This is a genomic window from Streptomyces sp. A1277 (assembly GCF_004795015.1).
Taxonomy (GTDB): Bacteria; Actinomycetota; Actinomycetes; order Streptomycetales; family Streptomycetaceae; genus Streptomyces.
In genome coordinates this window covers 1-16,260 of the sequence record NZ_SSBI01000064.1, presented here as the reverse complement: position 1 = coordinate 16,260, position 16,260 = coordinate 1, and the positions used below count along the sequence as shown (strand labels likewise).

General features: G+C 71.4%; 15 protein-coding genes and 1 riboswitch. Of the genes, 8 read left to right on the top strand and 7 right to left on the bottom strand.

Going from position 1 to position 16,260, the window contains the following annotated elements; all coding sequences use genetic code 11:
- The first annotated feature begins 59 nt into the window (after positions 1-59).
- Positions 60-1,019, top strand: coding sequence for a carbohydrate-binding protein (locus E6R18_RS31070; protein WP_136320218.1), 960 nt, complete (start codon positions 60-62; stop codon positions 1,017-1,019).
- A 75-nt stretch (positions 1,020-1,094) separates the two neighbouring features.
- Here E6R18_RS31070 and E6R18_RS31065 read toward each other — a convergent pair whose 3' ends face one another.
- From E6R18_RS31065 to E6R18_RS31045, 5 genes are all read right to left on the bottom strand, one after another.
- On the bottom strand, positions 1,095-1,946 hold the full coding sequence (locus E6R18_RS31065) for a class II fructose-bisphosphate aldolase (RefSeq protein WP_136320217.1): 852 nt from the start codon (positions 1,944-1,946) through the stop codon (positions 1,095-1,097).
- A 94-nt stretch (positions 1,947-2,040) separates the two neighbouring features.
- A complete protein-coding gene (locus E6R18_RS31060; RefSeq protein WP_136320216.1) occupies positions 2,041-2,985 on the bottom strand; it encodes a 1-phosphofructokinase family hexose kinase in 945 nt (314 codons plus the stop codon).
- Between the two features lie 169 nt (positions 2,986-3,154).
- Positions 3,155-4,315 (bottom strand): N-acetylglucosamine-6-phosphate deacetylase, encoded by a 1,161-nt coding sequence (gene nagA / locus E6R18_RS31055; protein WP_136320215.1) that lies wholly within the window; start codon positions 4,313-4,315, stop codon positions 3,155-3,157.
- Positions 4,315-5,247 carry an ROK family protein gene (locus E6R18_RS31050; RefSeq protein WP_136320214.1) on the bottom strand — a complete coding sequence of 311 codons (933 nt, stop codon included), beginning with the start codon at positions 5,245-5,247 and terminating at the stop codon, positions 4,315-4,317. The genes nagA and E6R18_RS31050 overlap by 1 nt, the downstream gene beginning before the upstream one ends.
- 142 nt (positions 5,248-5,389) lie before the next feature.
- Positions 5,390-6,298 carry a sugar isomerase gene (locus tag E6R18_RS31045; RefSeq protein WP_136320213.1) on the bottom strand — a complete coding sequence of 303 codons (909 nt, stop codon included), beginning with the start codon at positions 6,296-6,298 and terminating at the stop codon, positions 5,390-5,392.
- A gap of 326 nt (positions 6,299-6,624) precedes the next feature.
- On the opposite strand from E6R18_RS31045, the gene E6R18_RS31040 reads away from it, so the two are divergent.
- The 3 genes from E6R18_RS31040 (at position 6,625) to otsB (ending at position 9,312) form a co-directional block, all read left to right on the top strand.
- Complete coding sequence (locus E6R18_RS31040; RefSeq protein ID WP_206308475.1) at positions 6,625-7,842, top strand: extracellular solute-binding protein; 1,218 nt, start codon at positions 6,625-6,627, stop codon at positions 7,840-7,842.
- Between the two features lie 139 nt (positions 7,843-7,981).
- The gene (locus E6R18_RS31035) at positions 7,982-8,251 is read left to right on the top strand and encodes a DUF3263 domain-containing protein (RefSeq protein WP_136320212.1); all 270 of its coding nucleotides are present in this window, start codon (positions 7,982-7,984) and stop codon (positions 8,249-8,251) included.
- A 203-nt stretch (positions 8,252-8,454) separates the two neighbouring features.
- Positions 8,455-9,312: a trehalose-phosphatase gene (gene otsB / locus E6R18_RS31030; protein ID WP_136320211.1), complete on the top strand. Its 858-nt coding sequence runs from the start codon at positions 8,455-8,457 to the stop codon at positions 9,310-9,312.
- A gap of 16 nt (positions 9,313-9,328) precedes the next feature.
- Here the strand turns inward: otsB and E6R18_RS31025 are convergent, their stop codons facing one another.
- Together E6R18_RS31025 and E6R18_RS31020 are read right to left on the bottom strand one after the other, a co-directional pair.
- The gene (locus E6R18_RS31025) at positions 9,329-10,720 is read right to left on the bottom strand and encodes a trehalose-6-phosphate synthase (RefSeq protein ID WP_136320210.1); all 1,392 of its coding nucleotides are present in this window, start codon (positions 10,718-10,720) and stop codon (positions 9,329-9,331) included.
- Between the two features lie 64 nt (positions 10,721-10,784).
- Positions 10,785-11,732 carry a glucosyl-3-phosphoglycerate synthase gene (locus tag E6R18_RS31020; protein WP_136320235.1) on the bottom strand — a complete coding sequence of 316 codons (948 nt, stop codon included), beginning with the start codon at positions 11,730-11,732 and terminating at the stop codon, positions 10,785-10,787.
- 153 nt (positions 11,733-11,885) lie between these two features.
- Positions 11,886-12,012, top strand: a riboswitch (SAM riboswitch).
- A 17-nt stretch (positions 12,013-12,029) separates the two neighbouring features.
- Here E6R18_RS31020 and thrC point away from each other — a divergent pair.
- From thrC to groL, 4 genes are all read left to right on the top strand, one after another.
- A complete protein-coding gene (gene thrC, locus E6R18_RS31015; protein ID WP_136320209.1) occupies positions 12,030-13,322 on the top strand; it encodes a threonine synthase in 1,293 nt (430 codons plus the stop codon).
- A gap of 42 nt (positions 13,323-13,364) precedes the next feature.
- Positions 13,365-13,643: a MoaD/ThiS family protein gene (locus tag E6R18_RS31010; RefSeq protein WP_136320208.1), complete on the top strand. Its 279-nt coding sequence runs from the start codon at positions 13,365-13,367 to the stop codon at positions 13,641-13,643.
- Positions 13,644-14,083: 440 nt separating this feature from the next.
- A complete protein-coding gene (locus tag E6R18_RS31005; protein ID WP_003967346.1) occupies positions 14,084-14,290 on the top strand; it encodes a cold-shock protein in 207 nt (68 codons plus the stop codon).
- 304 nt (positions 14,291-14,594) lie between these two features.
- A complete protein-coding gene (gene groL / locus E6R18_RS31000) occupies positions 14,595-16,217 on the top strand; it encodes a chaperonin GroEL (RefSeq protein WP_136201462.1) in 1,623 nt (540 codons plus the stop codon).
- Positions 16,218-16,260 lie beyond the last annotated feature (43 nt).

Below are 16,260 nucleotides of genomic sequence, written 5' to 3'. Positions count from 1 at the left end.
TCGGCGACGGCTGGCGATATTCGGCGACGGCTGGCGACATGGTGAGGAGTGACCCAGGGATGGCCGGGAACAACGGCGCGAGCACGCCCGAGGACGACGATCCGTTCGGCTACCTCTACGAGGACGGTCAGGCGGCCGGTGCGCAGCCGCCGGGGCAGGGCGGTTACGGCTACCCGGGTCCCGCCGCCCAGCCGGGTGTGCCCCGGACCTCGTACAACCAGGTGCGGACCGTCGGCGAGCGCCAGTACGGGCAGCAGGTGCCTCACCAGCAGGCGTACGGCCAGCCGAACGGCCAGTACGGCCAGCCCGGCCCGCAGTACGCGGCCCCGGAGACGTATCCCGGGGGTGCGCCCACCGCGCAGGTGCCGCAGCAGGGCGGACGCGGTGGTTCCGGCAAGGGCGGTCCGAACACCAAGGGCCTGCTGATCGCCGCGGTCGCGGTGGTCGCGGTGGTGCTCATCGGCATCGGTGCGGCGCTGATGACGGACGACGGCGACAAGGACCAGAAGGCCGAGTCCACGTCGTCCGAGGGCCCGGGTTCGCAGGTCGAGCAGTCCCCGACGCCGGAGCCGTCGCAGAGTTCTTCGACACCGCCCGAGCTGCCGAAGCAGGACGCGGCGTCGCTGAAGCTGGGCGGTACGGCGCGGCTCGACAACTCCGTGAAGGGTGCCAAGAGCGCGAGCGGGCAGTACATCAACCTCAATCAGGTGGGCCGGTCGGCGACCTGGACCGTGGAGGTGCCGGAGGCCGGTGAGTACACGCTGTTCGTGACGTACGGCGTGCCGGGCAAGGACGCGAAGACGTCGCTGACGGTCAACTCCGATGACCCCCGCGGCATCAACATGAAGAACTACGCCAACGCCCCCGAGGGCGATCTGGAGAAGGGCTGGACGACGACGTACGCCTACGTCAACCTCGTCAAGGGCGAGAACACGCTGATGATCTCGTGCAACGAGGGCGACGAGTGCGACGCCAACCTCGACCAGCTGTCGCTGAAGGCCGGTCACCAGACCCGCTGACCGGCACCCGCGCATTCCGGCCCCCTCGCCTCCGGGCGAGGGGGCCGGTCGCGTTTGCGGCGTTACGGAGCCGGCTCAGCCCATCAGGGCGAGGAAGCCGGCCACGGTAGCGGCCATGGCCTCGCGGCCGGGGGCGATGTACTTGCGGGGGTCGACGCCCGTGGTGTTCTCGGCGAGGTGGGCGCGTACGGCGCCGGTGAACGCGGTGTTCAGGGCGGTGCCGACGTTGATCTTGACCATGCCGGAGGAGGCGACGGCCTGGCGGATCTCGTCGTCCGGGACGCCGCTGGAGCCGTGCAGGACGAGCGGGACGGGGACGGCGTCGCGCAGCCGGCCGATCAGCTCGTGGTCCAGGGCGGCGGTGCGCTCGGTCATGGCGTGCGAGGAGCCGACCGCGACGGCCAGGGCGTCCACGCCGGTGGCGGCGACGTACGCGGCTGCCTCGGCCGGGTCGGTGCGCACGCCGGGGGCGTGGGCGTCGAGCGGGGCCTCGCCCTCCTTGCCGCCGACCTTGCCGAGTTCGGCCTCGATCCAGATCCCGCGCTCGTGGCCCCAGGCGACGGCGTCGGCGGTGGCCCGGACGTTGTCCTCGTAAGCGAGCTTGGAGGCGTCGAACATCACCGAGCCGAAGCCCTCGTCGTGGGCCCGGTGCAGCAGGTCCACGGACTCGACGTGGTCGAGGTGCAGGGCGAGCGGGGCGCCGGAGGTGCGGGCGACGGCGGCGGCCGCGGCGGCGATGGCGGTGAGCCGGCCGCCGTGGAACTTCACGGCGTTCTCGGAGATCTGGAGGATGGCGGGGGCTCCGGCGCGCTCCGCGCCGGTGGCGATGGCCTCCGCGTGTTCCAGCGTGATGACGTTGAAGGCGGCGATCCCGCGTCCCCGGGCCTGGGCGGCGGAGACGAGTTCACCGGTGCTGACGAGCGGCATTGCTGACCTCTGTGGTTTCCCCGGGCCCGGCGGGCGGGCCCGGTGCGGGGCGGGGCGCGGCGTACGGGCCGCTCCCGCTTGCTGGTGCGGCCCCTCAGGCCGCGCCTGGTCCGTGTTCCTCGATGGCGACGCGCGGCAGCAGCTCCTCGTACGCCGCGCGGTCGAAGTCGCCCGCGGTGGGGGCCAGCACGGTCGCCGTCGACAGTGCCGCCGCCCGGCGCAGCCGGTCCGGCCAGCTCAGGGACTCCACGAGGCCGGACAGCAGCCCGGCCACCGCGGAGTCGCCCGCTCCGGTCGGGTTGCCCTTGACGGCGGCGGGCGGTGAGGCCCGCCAGGCGCCGTCCGGGGTGACGGCCAGCATGCCGTCCGGGCCGAGCGACGCGACGACCCCGTGGGCGCCGCGGCGGCGGGCGTCGCGGGTGGCGCGCAGGGGTTCGCGGGAACCGGTGAGCTGGGCGAGCTCGTCGGCGTTGGGCTTGATCAGGTCGGGGCGGGCGGCGATGCCCCGGCGCAGCGGTTCGCCGCTGGTGTCCAGGAGGACCGGGACGCCGGCGGTGCGGGCGAGCCGGACGAGTTCGGCGTAGGCGCCGACGTGGATGCCGGGCGGGAGGCTGCCGCACAGGGCGACGGCGTCGGCGGTGTCCAGCAGCCCGGCGTACGTGCCGAGGAAGGCGGTCCACTCGTCGGCGGTGACGTGCGGTCCGGGTTCGTTGAACTGGGTGGTGTCGCCGGTGGTGCCGTCCACGACCGCGAGGGTGCGGCGGGTGTCGCCGGAGACGGGGACGAGCGCGTCGGTGAGGGTGGCGTGCTGCCCGGGGAGCGCGGCGAGCAGGTCGCGCAGGACGGTCCCGGTGGCCCCGCCGGCGAAGCCGGTGACGACGGTGTCGTGGCCGAGGGCGGTGAGGACGCGGGCGACGTTGAGGCCCTTGCCGCCGGGGCGCTGGGAGAGGTCGGTGACGCGGTGGCTGGAGTGCGGGACGAGGGCGGGGACGCCGTAGGTCAGGTCGAGTGCCGTGTTCAGCGTGACCGTGAGGATCACCGCGGCCGCCCCTTCGATCCGTGCTGAGCGCTGATTCCTTGCCGGAATGCGTTTTCCGTGCTGGTTTCCCGGGCGATCATGCCAAAGAGGGGGGCGGTCGGCCCAGACCTCGGGGCCAACCGCCGTCTCTTCGTTACGTATTCAGCTCACGCGTGGTCACGTACTCGGCTCACGCGGAAACGGCCTGGGGCCGGATGATCCACTCGCCCTTGCGCATGACGCCCTTGAGGCGGAAGTCCTCGTCCAGGACGACCAGGTCGGCGTCCTTGCCGGGCTCCAGCGAGCCGACCTCGTCGTACACGCCGAGGAGCCGGGCGGGGTTGGCGGAGATGGACTGCACCACGTCCTCGACCGGGATGCGGTCGACGGTCACGGCCCGGTGGAAGGCGGTGTCCAGGGTGAGCGTGGAGCCGGCGATGGAGTTGCCCTCGACGAGCCGGGCGACGCCGTTCTCGACGTTCACGGCGAGCGGGCCCAGCTGGTAGCGGCCGTCGCCGAAGCCGGCCGCGTCCATGGCGTCCGTGATCAGGGCGACGCGGTGGGCGCCCGCGTGGTGGTAGGCCAGTTGGAGCGCGGCCGGGTGCAGGTGGGTGCCGTCGTTGATCAGCTCGACGGTGATCCGCTCGTCCTCCAGGAGGGCGGCGATCGGGCCGGGCGCGCGGTGGCCGAGTCCGGGCATCGCGTTGTAGAGGTGCGTGGCGACGGTGGCGCCGGCGTCGATCGCCTCGACGGTCTGCTCGTAGGTGGCGTCGGTGTGGCCGATGGCCGCGATGACGCCGTGCTCGGCGAGCAGCCGTACGGACTCGATGCCGCCGGGCAGTTCGGTGGCGAGCGTGAACATCTTGGCGGTGCCGCGCGCGGCGTCCATCAGCTTGCGGACCTCGGCCGGGTCGGGGTGGCGCAGCAGGCCCTCGCTGTGGGCGCCCTTGCGGCAGGGGGAGATGAAGGGGCCCTCGAAGTGGATGCCGGCGAGGTCGCCCTGTTCGACCAGTTCGGAGAGGATGCCGGCGCGCTCGGCGAGGAAGTCCATCTCGCCGGTGACGGTGGAGGCGACCAGGGTGGTGGTGCCGTGCTCGCGGTGGGTGCGGACGCCGGTGAGGACGTCCTCGACGGTGCCGGAGGTGAAGGAGCCGCCGCCGCCGCCGTGGTTGTGCATGTCCACGAAGCCGGGGACGATCCAGTGGCCGGAGAGGTCCAGGGCGGGGGCGTCCTCGGCGCCGCTGCCGGAGATGCGGGTGCCTTCTACGATCACCCGGCCGTCCTCGACGGTGCCGGTGGGCAGTACCACCCGGGCCCCTGCGAGAACGGTGCTGTCTGCGCGTCCGGCCATCAGGCGGATACCTCCGTGGAGAGAAGATCCCAGGCGAGCAGCCCTGCGCCCAGGCATCCGGCGGTGTCCCCGAGGGCCGCCGGGACGATGTGGGGCAGCTTCTGGAACGTGACGCGTTCCTCGACGGCCGCACGGAGTGGTGTGAACAAGGTTTTCCCCGCCTCGGCGAGACCGCCACCGATGATGATCGTGCGGGGGTCCAGCAGGGTGAGCGCCGTGACCAGCCCGGCGGCGAGCGCGTCGACGGCGTCGCGCCAGACCGCGAGGGCCTTCGGGTCGCCCGACTCGACGGCCTTGGCGCAGTCGGCGGCGTCCGCGTCCGGGTCGCCGGAGGCGGCCGCCCAGGCGCGGCTGACGGCGGAGGCGGAGGCCAGGGTCTCCAGGCAGCCGCGCTGGCCGCAGCCGCAGTCCGGGCCGTCCGGCCGGACCACGATGTGGCCGATCTCGCCCGCGTAGCCGTGGGCGCCCTCCTCGATCGCGGCCCCGATGCCGATGGCCCCGGCGATGCCGGTGCCCAGCGGGACGAACAGGAAGCGGTCCGCGCCCTTGCCCGCGCCGATCCGGCCCTCGGCGAGTCCGCCGGTGCGCACGTCGTGGCCGAGCGCCACGGGCACCCCGCCGAGGCGTTCGCCGAGCAGCCGGCGCATGGGGACGTCGCGCCAGCCCAGATTGGTGGCGTAGACGGCGATCCCGTTCTCGGTGTCGACGATGCCGGGCACGGCGACGCCGGCTGCGAGGGCGCTCTCGCCGAAGTGCTTCTCGCCGTGGGCGCGCAGGTCGGCGGCGAAGGCGAGGATCGACTCCACGACGGCGTCGGGGCCGCGCTCTCTGCCGGTCGCGCGCCGTGCCTCGTAGAGCAGGGCGCCATCGGCCCCGACCAGTGCGGCCTTCATTCCGGTGCCGCCCACATCGAGGGCGATGACGTGTTTCACGGGAAACAGTTTCGCCCGAGGGACCCCAAAAGGTCTAGTCCACTATCGCTGTTTGTTGCGCATCCATACAAAATCCCCGGTACCGGTTACGGGGATCGGCCCGGATTGTCGAGAACGGCCCCCGGCCCAACCGGGGCCCGGCTCAGCCCGGCAGGATCACACTGCGCGACAGATTGCGCGGATGGTCCGGGTCGTACCCCTTCGACTCGGCCAGCACCACCGCGAGCCGCTGCGCCCGGATCAGGTCCGCCATCGGGTCCGCCGACCGGTGGGCGACCAGCGTCCCGCCGACCGCCGCCACCTCGCCCGCCAGCCCCTCGGGCAGGGCGCCGAAGACCCAGGCCACCCGGTTCGGCCCGGTGATCGCGATCGGGCCGTGGCGGTACTCCATCGCCGGGTACGACTCGGTCCAGGCGCCCGCCGCCTCGCGCATCTTCAGCCCCGCCTCCTGGGCCAGGCCGTAGGTCCAGCCGCGCCCCAGGAACGTCCACTGCTCGGCCGCGACCACCGCCTCGTCCAGCGGCTCGGTCACCGCCAGCTCCGCGTCCACGGCCGCCTCGGCGACCGTCTTCACGCCCACCGGAAGCGGACCCGCCGCCTCCAGGCCGGCCCGCAGGAAGGCGAGCGCGGTGGTGGCGAACCGGGTCTGGACCACCGACTCCTCGTCCGCCCAGTCCAGCACGGCCACCGCGTCGGCCGCCTCCATGACGGGCGTCTTCGGGTCGGCGGTCAGCGCCACGGTGGCCGTCCTGCCGCGCAGCTCGCCCAGGAGCGCCAGCACCTCGCTCGTCGTACCGGAACGGGTGATGGCCACCACCCGGTCGTACGGCCGCCCGGCGGGGAACTCCGACGAGGCGTACGCGTCCGTCTCGCCCTGCCCGGCGGCCTCCCGCAGCGCCGCGTAGGCGATGGCCATGAACCAGGAGGTGCCGCACCCGGTGACGGCGACCCGCTCGCCCGGCCGCGGCAGCCCGTCGAACTCCGCGCCCGCCTGCGCGGCACGCCGCCAGCAGCTGGGCTGGGTGGCAATTTCAGATGCGGTACGGGACATGCGGGACGGCTCCTTGCGGCTGGGCGGATGGGGCTGCGGGAGGGACGACTCGGCGGTATCGGTGACGCCCGGGATGAAGGTCTGGACCAATAAGCCCCGTACGCCGAGACCTACTTAGCAGCCGCCGCGCGTCCCGTGCAATGCTGCTGCGTTGTGGAAGCGATACCTCCATGGTGTAGACCTCTGCGCCGGTGGCGGGGAAAATCGCTGCTCACCCGGAGGGCACCGCACGGACGCGGGCGCCGCGGGAGGCATGAACGACGAGGACGGACAGGGCTGTGCAGCGGCGTTACTTGGGACTGACGGCGGCTGTCGCCGCACTGGGGATGACGGCCACGCTGACGGGCTGCGGCGGCAGCGGCGGATCGGGTGAGGTCACGCTGAAGGTGGTCGCGGCCGACTACGGCACGAGCGACGCGAACAAGTCCGACAAATACTGGGACGGTGTCGCCCGCAGCTTCGAGGCGTCCCACCCCGGCATCAAGGTCGAGGTCACCGTCTATCCCTGGACGGACGTGGACCGCAAGGTGGCCGAGATGGTGAAGGCGAACAAGGCCCCCGACATCGCGCAGATCGGCGCCTACGCGGACTACGCCAAGGCCGGGAAGCTCTACTCCGCCGACCAGATGCTTAGCATCCCCACGCAGGCGAACTTCCTCCCCAAGCTCGCCGACGCCGGCCGCGTCAACCGCGTCCAGTACGGGCTGCCCTTCGTCGCCAGCACCCGGCTGCTCTTCTACAACAAGAAGCTGTTCAGCCAGGCCGGCCTCCAGGCCCCGCAGACCTGGAGCGACATCGCCGGTGACGCCGCGGTGCTCAAGCAGCGCGGGGTGGCGTACCCCTTCGCGCTGCCGCTCGGCCAGGAGGAGTCCCAGGCCGAGACCCTGATGTGGATGCTCAGCGGCGGCGGCGCCTACACGGACGACGTCGGCTCGTACGACATCGACTCGGCGGAGAACGTCAAGACGTTCGACTGGCTGAAGACGAACCTCGTCGACAAGGGCCTCGTCGGCCCCGTCGCCCCCGGCAAGCTCAACCGCGCGAAAGCCTTCGAGGCGTTCACCAAGGGCCAGGTCGGCATGCTCAACGGCCACCCCACGCTGATGGAGGAGGCCCAGCAGCAGGGCGTCCAGGTCGGCATGGTGCCGCTGCCCGGCGAGAAGGGCCCCACCGAAGGCTCGATGGGCGTCGCCGACTGGACCATGGGGTTCAAGCAGAACGGCCACCGGACCGAGATCGGCAAGTTCTTCGACTTCCTGTTCAACGACAAGAACGTGATCGCGTTCGCCGACACGTACGACATGCTGCCGGTCACCGACAGCGCGTCGGCGTCGATGGAGGACGACCCCGCCTTCAAGCCGCTGCACAAGTTCCTCGCCGCGCTGCCGGAGGCGGAGTTCTACCCGTTCGGCAAGACGTCCTGGGCGCAGGCGAGCGAGTCGATCAAGGAGAACATCGGCAAGGCGGTGGAGCCGGGGGCGAACCCGGAGACCGTGCTCGCGAAGATAGCGCGGGAGTCGACCGCGGCGGAGGCGGCGGAGTAAGCGGCGGAGTAGGTGGCGGAGCAGGCGGCGGAGTAAGCGGCGGAGTAAGCGGCGGAGTAGGCGGCGGAGTAGGCGGAGCGGTCGGCTCCGTGCCGGATCGCCGTTTCGTGGGGAGAGGACGCGCCATATATTGGCTGATATGACCGCCCTCCCCCCGAACGGCCCCGCCGACCCCGACGAGCCCGCCCCGCTCTCCGACCGCGACCGCGCGGTCCTGGCGGTCGAGCGGCAGTCGTGGGCGGGGCCGGGGGCGAAGGAGCGGGCGATCCGGGAACGGCTGGGGATCTCTCCCACGCGGTATTACCAGCTGCTGAATTCGTTGCTCGATGACCGGCGGGCGCTGGAGGAGGACCCCGTGACGGTGAACCGCCTGCGGCGGGTGCGGGAGGCTCGGCGGGGGCGGCGGTAGGGGGTGCGGTGCGGGCGCGTCGCGCCTGCGGCGGGCCTGTTCCCCTACCCGCCCCTTCCCGAAACCGGGGCGCTGCCCCGTACCCCGCGCCTCAAGCGCCGGCCTTTCAAGCCCCTCCGGCGATTGAGGGGCGGGGGTACGGGGGCAGCGCCCCCGCAAGGGGGTGGGCCGCACGCGGCGCCCCGCGCCGCTACGCTCGACGCATGGGCAGCCATCCGCACACCCCCGCCACCCCCGCCGGCCAAGAGGGCCTGGACGCCATCCTCGCCCGGCCGGCCGAGGCCCTCGTCGCGCTCGACTTCGACGGGACGCTGGCCGACATCGTGCCGGACCCGGATCAGGCGCGGGCCCACCCCGGGGCCGTCGAGGCGCTGGCCGAGCTCGCGCCGCAGGTGGCGTCGGTCGCCGTGATCACCGGGCGGCCGGCCGGCGTCGCGGTGCGGTACGGCGGGTTCGCCGGGGTCGCCGGGCTGGACCACCTCGTCGTGCTCGGGCAGTACGGGGCCGAGCGCTGGGACGCCGCGACGGGGACCGTCCAGACCCCCGCCCCGCCCCCCGGGGTCGCCGCCGCACGGGCCGACCTCCCCGGCGTACTGGACCGGTTCGACTCCTGGCAGGGCACCTGGACGGAGGACAAGGGCCGGGCGCTCGCCGTGCACACCCGCCGCGCCGCCGACCCGCAGGCGGCGTTCGACGCGCTGCGCGGGCCCCTCGGCGAACTCGCCGCGCGGCACGGGCTGATCGTCGAGCCGGGGCGCATGGTCCTGGAGCTGCGCCCGCCCGGCATGGACAAGGGCGTGGCGCTCACCGAGTACGTGCGCGAGATCGGCGCCCGGTCCGTGCTCTACGCGGGCGACGACCTGGGCGACCTCGCCGCCTACGCCGCCGTGGAGAAGCTGCGCGGCGACGAGGCCGATCCGGTCCCCGGCCTGCTGGTCTGCAGCGGCAGCGCCGAGGTCCGTGAACTCGCCGAGCACGCGGACCTGTTGGTACCGGGGCCCGGAGCGGTCGTGGAGTTCCTTCAGTCGCTGGCCCGCCGGCTGGCGGCCGGAACCGGCTGACCGGCCCCCGCCCGTCCTACCCCCGCCGCAGCGCCTCCAGCTGGTCCAGGAACCACTGCTGCGGCGGCAGCGCGGTGGCCGCCTCGGCCAGGCGCTCCGAGCGGGCGGCGCGGACGTCGTCCGCCATCGTCAGCGCCTCGTGCAGGGCTTCGGCGGTGGCGGAGACGTCGTACGGGTTCACCGTGATCGCGTGCTCGCCCAGCTCCTCGTAGGCGCCCGCCTCCCGCGACAGGACCAGCGCGACGCCCTCGTCGGAGACGACCGGGACCTCCTTGGCGACCAGGTTCATCCCGTCCCGGATGGGGTTGACGAGCGCCACGTCGGCCAGCCGGTACGCGGCGAGCGAGCGGGCGAAGTCGTCCTTGACGTGCAGGACGACCGGCGTCCAGTCCGCCGTCCCGTACGTCTTGTTGATCGCGTCGGCGACCCGCTGGACCTCCGCGGTGTACTCCCGGTAGACCGCGAGGTCCTGGCGCGAGGGGTAGGCGAAGGCGACGTGCACGACGCGCTCGCGCCACTCGGGCCGTTCGTCGAGGAGGGTGCGGAAGGCGTGCAGGCCCCGGACGATGTTCTTGGACAGCTCCGTGCGGTCCACCCGGACGACGGTCTTGCGGCCGGGGCCCACCTGCTCGCGCAGGGCCGCCATCCGCTCGTCCACGTCCGCCTCGTGCGAGCGGCGGCGCAGGAAGCCGGCGTCGGCGCCGAGCCCGTGCACCCCGATCCTGGTCCGGCCGGTGCCGCCCAGGATCTCCGCGCAGCAGCCGATGAAGGCGTCCGCCCAGCGGCGGGTCAGGAAGGCGGCCCGGTCGGCGCCGAGGATGCCGCGCAGCAACTGTTCGGCGATGTCGTCGGGGAGCAGCCGGAAGTAGTCGACGGGCGCCCACGGGGTGTGCGAGAAGTGGCCGATCCGCAGGTCGGGGCGCAGCTCGCGCAGCATGCCGGGGACCAGCGACAGGTGGTAGTCCTGCACCAGGACGGCCGCGCCCTCGCCCGCCTCCTCGGCGAGCGCTTCGGCGAAGGCGAGGTTGTACGCCTCGAAGGAGGCCCACTGCCTGCGGAACTCCGTGTCGAAGACGGGCTCGACGGGGGTCTGGTAGAGCAGGTGGTGGACGAACCACAGCACCGAGTTCGCGATGCCGTTGTACGCGTCGGCGTGCACGTCGGCGTCGATGTCGAGCATCCGGACGCCCGGCTCGCCGACCCCGCGCCGCACCGCCTCGCGGTCGCCGTCGCCGAGGGCGGCGCAGACCCACATCTTGTCGTCCACGGCGCTCAGGCCGGAGACGAGTCCGCCCCCGCCCCGTTTCGCTTCGAGTGAGCCGTCCTCGCTCACCGTGTACGACACGGGGCCGCGGTTGGACGCGACGAGAACCTGGGCAGCGGGCTGGGGGGCGTGCTCGGAGACCATGGCCGGAATCTAGCCCGATCCGGAACCGCCCAAACGTACGAAGTCGGACGGGGACGGGGAGTGATCAAGCCGCGCGGCGTGCCGCGTACTCCTCGATCTCCCGCATCGGCGGCCTCTCCTGGGTGTCGACCGGGTAGGTGTGCGGGACGAATCCGCGCGGTCCGCGCTCGAACTGGGTGAGCGAGGGGCGGACCAGATGGCCGCGGGAGAGCCGCACCTGCGCGGTGCGGTAGATGGCGGCGGCCATCCGGCCGAGCGCCTGGCCGTCCTGGTGGCGGTGGACGCGGACGCCGACGTCGACCTGGGCGAGGGCGTCGAGGCCGACGGTGTGCAGGGCGTCGACCAGCAGGCCCAGCTCCACCCCGTAGCCGACCGGGAAGGGCAGCCGCTCCAGCAGCGAGCGGCGTACGGCGTACTCGCCGCCCAGCGGCTGGACGAAGCCGGCCAGCAGCGGCCAGTGCAGGTTCAGCAGCGGCCGGGCCACCAGTTCGGTGACGCGGCCGCCCTGGCCGGCCACCTCGCCGAGCGGCCGGTCGTACATGGCCTTGACGAACTGCACCTCGGGGTCGGTGAGCAGCGGGCCGACGATGCCGGAGACGAAGTCCGCGGAGAAGTCCTTCAGGTCGGCGTCGATGAAGCACAGGATGTCGCCGCTGGTCACCAGGAGCGAGCGCCACAGCACCTCGCCCTTGCCGGGGACGGCCGGGAGGCGGGGCAGGATCGCGTCCCGGTGGACCACCCGGGCCCCGGCGCGGCGGGCGACCTCGGCGGTGGCGTCCGTGGAGCCGGAGTCGATCACCACGAGCTCGTCCACCAGCTGGATCTTCTCCATGAGCTCGCGCCGGATGGTCGCGACGATGTCCCCGACGGTCTCGGCTTCGTTGAGGGCGGGTAGGACGACGCTCACGCCCGTACCGTGCGCGGCGTTCGCGGCGGCCCGCAGATTGGCCGGCGTGCGGTCGGCGGCCGACCAGGAACGCCTGGTCAGCCAGCGTTCGACCTCTTCGAGCACGGTCGATACTCCCTGTATGTGATCCATCTCGCGGTTCGGACGACTATCTCAACAGTCCGAGGCTTCGGTTACAGTCTTGAACAACGCGGACGACCGTCGCATGCCGGGGTCGGTCCGCGGACAAATGCCTGGATCCATGGTCCAGTGCCACAGCGCTCATCCAGAGGGACAGAGGGAACGGCCCGTTGAAGTCCCGGCAACCCTCCTGCCGACCGCGAGGTCAGGTGGGGAAGGTGCCAATTCCGTCTTGCGGCGAAACGCGTCGCAAGGAAGATGAGGAGAAAGGGCCTCGCCATCATGGCTGTTGAGACTGTCGCAGCACACACCGAATCCACTGTGGACCTGGGTCCCGCCGCGGCGCTTTCCTGCCGCGAGTGCGGTGAGCGGTTCGCACTCGGCCCCATTTTCGCCTGCGCGTCCTGTTTCGGGCCGCTCGAAGTGGCGTACGACCTGCCGAGCGGCTCCGCCGACGAGCTGAAGAAGCGCATCGAGGCCGGTCCGGACAACATCTGGCGTTACGCGCCGCTGCTGCCGGTGCCCTGTGATGTCGCGGACAAGCCCAATCTGAACCCCGGCTTCACCAAGCTGGTCAAGGCCGACAACCTCGCCCGCGAGCTGGGCGTCACCGGCGGCCTGTACGTCAAGGACGACTCCGGCAACCCGACGCACTCCTTCAAGGACCGCGTCGTCGCGATCGCCGTCGAGGCCGCCCGCGCCTTCGGCTTCACCACCCTGTCCTGCTCCTCCACCGGCAACCTCGCCGGAGCGGTCGGCGCCGCCGCCGCCCGCGCGGGCCTGCGCTCCTGCGTGTTCATCCCGCACGACCTGGAGCAGGGCAAGGTCGTCATGGCCGCGGTGTACGGCGGTGAGCTGGTCGGCATCGAGGGCAACTACGACGACGTCAACCGCTTCTGCTCGGAGCTCATCGGCGACCCGCTCGGCGAGGGCTGGGGCTTCGTCAACGTCAACCTGCGCCCGTACTACGGCGAGGGCTCCAAGACCCTGGCGTACGAGATCTGCGAGCAGCTCGGCTGGCGGCTGCCCGACCAGATCGTCATCCCGATCGCGTCCGGCTCGCAGCTGACGAAGATCGACAAGGGCCTCCAGGAGCTGATCAAGCTGGGCCTGGTCGAGGACAAGCCGTACAAGGTCTTCGGCGCCCAGGCGGAGGGCTGCTCCCCGGTCTCCACCGCCTTCAAGGCCGGCCACGACGTGGTCCGCCCGCAGAAGCCGAACACGATCGCCAAGTCCCTGGCGATCGGCAACCCGGCCGACGGCCCGTACGTCCTGGACATCGCCCGCCGCACCGGCGGTGCCGTCGAGGACGTGAACGACGAGCAGGTCGTCGACGCGATCAAGCTGCTGGCCCGCACCGAGGGCATCTTCGCCGAGACGGCGGGCGGGGTGACGGTCGGCGTGACGAAGAAGCTGATCGAGGCCGGCCTGCTCGACCCGTCGCTGACCACCGTCGTCCTGAACACGGGTGACGGCCTCAAGACGCTGGACGCGGTGGCCGACACCTCGCAGGCCACCGCCACGATCCGCCCGAGCCTGGACGCCTTCCGCGCGGCCGGACTCGCCACCAGCTGAGCAGCCTCCGACCCACTCCCGTCTCCAGGAAGGGCACCAGCCATGAGCGTCAAGGTCCGCATCCCCACCATCCTCCGCACCTACACGGGCGGCCAGGCCGAGGTCCCGGCCGAGGGCGCGACCCTCTCCGAGGTCATCGCGTCGCTGGAGAAGGACCACCCGGGCATCGCCGCCCGCGTCCTGGACGACCAGGGCAAGCTGCGCCGCTTCGTCAACGTGTACGTCAACGACGACGACGTGCGCTTCGAGGGCGGCCTGGACGCGGCGACCCCGGACGGCGCCGGCATCTCGATCATTCCCGCGGTCGCCGGCGGCTGCTGAGCCCCGGGGGCCTTTCAAGATCGGCCCCGACTTCACCGCGTCACCGGAATTGCCCCCTCTGCGAGAGAAGCGGAGGGGGCAATTCTGCATGGTTGAGCGGGGTAGAGTGTGGGAAGTCCCCTTCGCTGCCCGTGCCACTCGCATATGAGAATGCGCCGCGCCACGACAAGATGCAGCCAAAGTGCCCGGTCCTCTTGTGCCATAAGTCGCCTTTGCCGGGCCCGACTTGCCCCGCAATCTCGTGAATTCCTCATATTCGGGCGATCGGTGCCGCGCAGAATTCTCGTCCGATTGACCTGTTGCAGAGGGCAGTTGGGCAGATACATTCAGCCGCGGTCGAGGCGTTCCGGCGCACACACCCTCTCCTTTCGGAGGGTGGGTTCTGACCCGGGTCCGCGAAGTGCGGGCCTGTGCAAGGGCCAGTAATAGGGGAGTTAGGCATGGCTCAGGGCACCGTCAAGTGGTTCAACGCGGAGAAGGGGTACGGCTTCATCGCGGTCGACGGTGGTGCGGATGTTTTCGTCCACTACAGCGCGATCCAGATGGACGGATACCGCACCCTCGAAGAGGGTCAGCGAGTTGAATTCGAGATCTCGCAGGGCCAGAAGGGGCCGCAGGCGGACATGGTCAAGCTCGCCGTCGGCTGAGCCCGGCACGGCCACGACACAGTCGGCCACGACACCGCGCACGCACGAAGGGCCCGTACCGAGGGGTACGGGCCCTTCGCGCGTCCGGGACCTGTCCACACTCCGAAGGGGGACGCTTGCACTCTCGGGGGTCGAGTGCTAATCATTGGGCTTAGCACTCTCCAGGTGAGAGTGACAGAACTTGGACCGGGCCGGTGAGGCCCGCAGGCGTGGCGGGGCAAGGAACCGCCAGGCAGGCAGGCCGTCCGTCGCGGGCGCCTCTCGGTCCGGAGCAATCCACCCCTGTCCGGGAGGACCACTTCACATGGCCAAGATCATCGCGTTCGACGAGGAGGCCCGGCGCGGTCTCGAGCGCGGCATGAACCAGCTCGCCGACGCCGTCAAGGTCACCCTTGGCCCCAAGGGTCGCAACGTCGTCCTCGAGAAGAAGTGGGGCGCCCCCACGATCACCAACGATGGCGTGTCCATCGCCAAGGAGATCGAGCTGGAGGACCCGTACGAGAAGATCGGTGCGGAGCTGGTCAAGGAGGTCGCCAAGAAGACGGACGACGTCGCCGGCGACGGTACGACCACCGCCACCGTTCTCGCCCAGGCGCTCGTCCGCGAGGGCCTGCGCAACGTGGCCGCGGGTGCGAACCCGATGGCTCTCAAGCGGGGCATCGAGAAGGCCGTCGAGGCCGTCTCCGCCGCCCTCCTGGAGCAGGCCAAGGACGTGGAGACCAAGGAGCAGATCGCTTCGACCGCCTCCATCTCCGCCGCCGACACCCAGATCGGCGAGCTCATCGCCGAGGCGATGGACAAGGTCGGCAAGGAAGGCGTCATCACCGTCGAGGAGTCCCAGACCTTCGGTCTGGAGCTGGAGCTCACCGAGGGTATGCGCTTCGACAAGGGCTACATCTCGGCGTACTTCGCCACCGACATGGAGCGCATGGAGTCGTCCCTGGACGACCCGTACATCCTGATCGTCAACTCCAAGGTCAGCAACGTGAAGGACCTCCTTCCGCTGCTGGAGAAGGTCATGCAGTCCGGCAAGCCGCTGCTGATCATCGCCGAGGACGTCGAGGGCGAGGCCCTGTCGACCCTGGTCGTCAACAAGATCCGTGGCACCTTCAAGTCCGTCGCCGTCAAGGCCCCGGGCTTCGGTGACCGCCGCAAGGCCATGCTCGGCGACATCGCCATCCTCACCGGTGGCACCGTCATCTCCGAGGAGGTCGGCCTCAAGCTGGAGAACGCCGGTCTCGACCTGCTCGGCCGCGCCCGCAAGGTCGTCATCACCAAGGACGAGACGACGATCGTCGACGGTGCCGGTGACAGCGACCAGGTCCAGGGCCGGGTCAACCAGATCCGTGCCGAGATCGAGAACTCCGACTCGGACTACGACCGCGAGAAGCTCCAGGAGCGCCTGGCGAAGCTGGCCGGCGGCGTGGCCGTCATCAAGGCCGGTGCCGCCACCGAGGTCGAGCTCAAGGAGCGCAAGCACCGCATCGAGGACGCGGTGCGCAACGCCAAGGCCGCCGTCGAGGAGGGCATCGTCGCCGGTGGTGGCGTGGCTCTGCTCCAGGCTTCGGCCGTCTTCGAGAAGCTGGAGCTCTCGGGTGACGAGGCGACCGGCGCCAACGCCGTCAAGCTCGCCCTCGAGGCCCCGCTGAAGCAGATCGCCGTCAACGGTGGTCTCGAAGGTGGCGTCGTCGTGGAGAAGGTGCGCAACCTGCCGATCGGTCACGGCCTCAACGCCGCGACCGGCGAGTACGTCGACATGATCGCCGAGGGCATTCTCGACCCGGCGAAGGTCACGCGCTCCGCCCTGCAGAACGCCGCGTCGATCGCCGCGCTGTTCCTCACCACCGAGGCCGTCATCGCCGACAAGCCGGAGAAGGCCGCCGCGGCCGCTCCGGGCGGCATGCCGGGCGGTGACATGGACTTCTGATCCTGACGGATCGGCAGGTTCAGCAGTACCAAGGCACCGGCCC